Annotated in this window: 3 protein-coding genes; 2 read left to right on the top strand and 1 reads right to left on the bottom strand. The window is 61.2% G+C overall.

The window, feature by feature from the left end; all coding sequences use genetic code 11:
- Positions 1-47 precede the first annotated feature (47 nt).
- Together B7L72_RS02705 and B7L72_RS02700 are read left to right on the top strand one after the other, a co-directional pair.
- On the top strand, positions 48-773 hold the full coding sequence (locus B7L72_RS02705; RefSeq protein WP_081192392.1) for a tellurite resistance TerB family protein: 726 nt from the start codon (positions 48-50) through the stop codon (positions 771-773).
- An 8-nt stretch (positions 774-781) separates the two neighbouring features.
- Positions 782-1,261 (top strand): phosphatidylglycerophosphatase A family protein, encoded by a 480-nt coding sequence (locus B7L72_RS02700; RefSeq protein ID WP_446497370.1) that lies wholly within the window; start codon positions 782-784, stop codon positions 1,259-1,261.
- 105 nt (positions 1,262-1,366) lie between these two features.
- Here B7L72_RS02700 and B7L72_RS02695 read toward each other — a convergent pair whose 3' ends face one another.
- Entirely contained in the window at positions 1,367-2,749 is a 1,383-nt protein-coding gene (locus B7L72_RS02695; RefSeq protein WP_081192390.1) for an NAD-dependent succinate-semialdehyde dehydrogenase, read from the bottom strand.
- Positions 2,750-3,038: the final 289 nt, after the last annotated feature.

Raw genomic sequence — 3,038 nt, 5'->3', positions numbered from 1 at the left:
AACCAGAACCGATCAATTCACGATGATGACCCGAAGGGGGAGCAAGGATGAATGCGAGCAAGATTCTCCAGCAATTGATGAATCAGGCCAGTGGTGGCAAAGGCGGCCGTGGTGGCATGGACGTGCAGGGCATCATGGATGGGTTGTCGCGGCAGTTGGGCGGCAGTGGCAGCCAAGCGGCGCGCTCCGGCGGCAGCTCGGGCGGGTTCGACATGAAGAGCCTGCTGGGTGGCGGGGCCATGGGCATGCTGATTGGCTCCAAGCGAGGCCGCAGCATGGGGGGCAAAGCGCTGAAGTATGGGGCCATTGCCGGGGTTGGCGTGTTGGCCTGGAAAGCCTGGCAACGCTCCCAGGCCAACGGCGGTGCCACGGCGGCGTCGGCAGAAGGGGAGCGTGTCGAGGTACTCAGCGGTGAGTACCAGGAGCGCCGCAGCCTGGAGCTGTTGCAAGCCATGATCATGGCAGCCCGCGCCGATGGCCATATCGATGAACAGGAACAGGCGCTGATCACTCAGCAGATCGATGCGCTGGGTGCCGACGAAGAGATGCACCGCTGGGTAGAGCAGCAGCTGCGCGCCCCGTTGGACGCCAGGGCGCTGGCTCGCGAAGCGGACTCCCCCCAGGCCGCCCGTGAAATGTACCTGATCAGCGTGGCGGTGACCGACGACCAGAACCCCATGGAACGCGCCTGGCTGGACCAGTTGGCCAGCGCCCTGAACCTGTCGCCCGATATGGTGGCAGAGCTGGAGCATCAGGCCCAGCAGGCCAGCTGATGCTCGATATCGTTGGCACTGCCAACTTGTGGTTAGCCACCGGTTTTGGGCTGGGGCTGATGCCCGTGGCCCCAGGCACGTTTGGTTCCTTGCTTGGCCTGCCGTTGGCCTGGTGGCTGTCAGGTCGCTCGACCCGTCAGCAGGTGGTCATCATCACGCTGATGCTGTTGGCCGCCGTGCCGGTGTGCCACATGGCGTCCCTGCATTTTGATGGACAGGATCATGGCAGTATCGTCGCCGATGAATATGTGGCTTTCCCCTTGGCAGTGCTGGGGCTAAAAGCTGCCCGCCATCCGCTGGTGTTGGCCTTGGCGTTCGGCGTCTACCGCTTCTTTGATGGCCTGAAACCACCGCCTATTCATCTGGCGGAACATGTTACCGGGGGAGTGGGGATCGTGCTGGATGACGTGATTGCTGCGCTGGTAAGTTGGTTGGTGGTCGCGTTGCTGGTGACACTATGGCAGCGTCGGCAGCAAAAACTCGCCTAACGCCACTGTTAAAATGCGCCACTCATAAAGACGCCGCAGGTCGAGAAAACGACACTGCGGCGTTTTTATGGGTTAGCCCATCGTGAGCCGATGGGCTTGGTGATGTTAGCTTTGCACCACAATCACCGATTTAGCGTTGACGAACTCGTGCATGCCAAAGCCGCCGTGCTCACGACCGTAGCCTGAATCCTTCACGCCGCCAAACGGCATCTCGGGCGTTGCCACACCAAAGCCGTTGATGAACACCATGCCGGTATCGAAATACTTGCTGGCCAGCTCGGTGGCACGTTTCACGTCCCTGGAGATGATGCCGCCGCCCAGGCCGTAGCGGCTGTCGTTGGCGATGCGCATGGCGTCGTCGTCATCCTTGGCGCGAATCAGCGCCGCCACCGGGCCAAACAGCTCGTCGTCGTAGGCGGGCTGACCGGGGGTAACGTCATCCAGCACCGTGACCGGGTAGAACGCGCCTTTGCCTTCCGGCTTTTCACCGCCGCAGAGGATTTTTGCGCCCTTGCGCACGCTCTCTTCCACCTGCTCGTGAAGGGTATCGCGCAGATCCACGCGGGCCATGGGGCCCAGGTCGCTGTCTTGCTGGGTTGGGTCGCCCGCTTTCAGGTCCTTCATGCGCGCCACGTAGCGCTCCTTGAACGCTTCGTAGTTCTTCTCGGTGACCACGAAGCGTTTGGCGGCCACGCAGGTCTGGCCGCCGTTGAATACGCGACCGGTCACGCAGGTGTCGATGGCCACGTCCAGGTCGGCGTCGTCCAGCACCAGATAAGCGTCGTTGGAGCCCAGCTCCAGCACGGTTTTTTTCAGGTGCTCGGCGGCCTTGGCGGCCACTTTACGGCCAGCGCCGTCGCTGCCGGTCAGGGTCACGCCTCGCACGGCCTTGTGGGCAATGACGTTGTCGGACACTTCATGGGAAATCACCAGCACCCGGAATACGTTTTCCGGCAGGCCCGCTTCACGATAGATCTTTTCCAGCAGCAGGCCGCTACCGGTGACGTTTTCGGCGTGTTTCAGCAGCACGCCGTTGCCCGCCATGAGGTTATCGATGGAGTAGCGCACTACCTGATAGGCAGGGAAATTCCAGGGCTGAATGCCGTAAATCACGCCCATGGGCGAGTAGGTGACAAAACCGCGCTCGCCATTACCGGGCTGGCGCTCTTCATCGGCCAGCTTGGTGGGGCCGTGCTCGGCGGTGTAGTCACAAATGCCCACGCACAGATCCACTTCCTGACGGGCCTGCTCCGGCAGCTTGCCCATCTCTTTCACCATGAGCTGGGCCAGGTCTTCCCGATGCGCTTTCAGCGCCTGGCCAATGGCCTTGATGACGCGAGCGCGCTCATCCAGAGAGGTCAGCCGCCAATCGAGAAAGGCCTCATGACAGGCCTCGACGACCTGCTGAGCCTGCTGGTCATCCATCAGTGTGTAGGATTCGAGGGTATCACCCGTGGTGGGATTGACGGTCTTGATCGTGTTGCTCATAAGATCTCCTATTTTAGATCAACGGGACGTGAGGGGGTAGACCATACAGTGGCTAATCGTTCCTTTAGGCCGACTGGTCTATTCACGCTGATTTTCCACTTTAGTAGAAAAATCCCCATTTGCCCAAATTTTGCGGTCTGTTCACCCGCTCAGCCTCTGGCGCTTTTTATGGCGCCAGGGAAGGGCGGTGGGCCCACACGGTATCCAGGGTGTCCAGCGCTGCCTTGATGGTGGGCTCGATGGCGCGATCCTGTCGCCAGATCAGGCTCAAGGCGCAGGGCAGGCGAAC

It is taken from the genome of Halomonas sp. BC1, assembly GCF_002078135.1.
Lineage (GTDB): Bacteria > Pseudomonadota > Gammaproteobacteria > Pseudomonadales > Halomonadaceae > Vreelandella > Vreelandella stevensii.
Note: the sequence above shows the minus strand (reverse complement) of the source record. Positions and strands in the feature narration are given on the sequence as shown.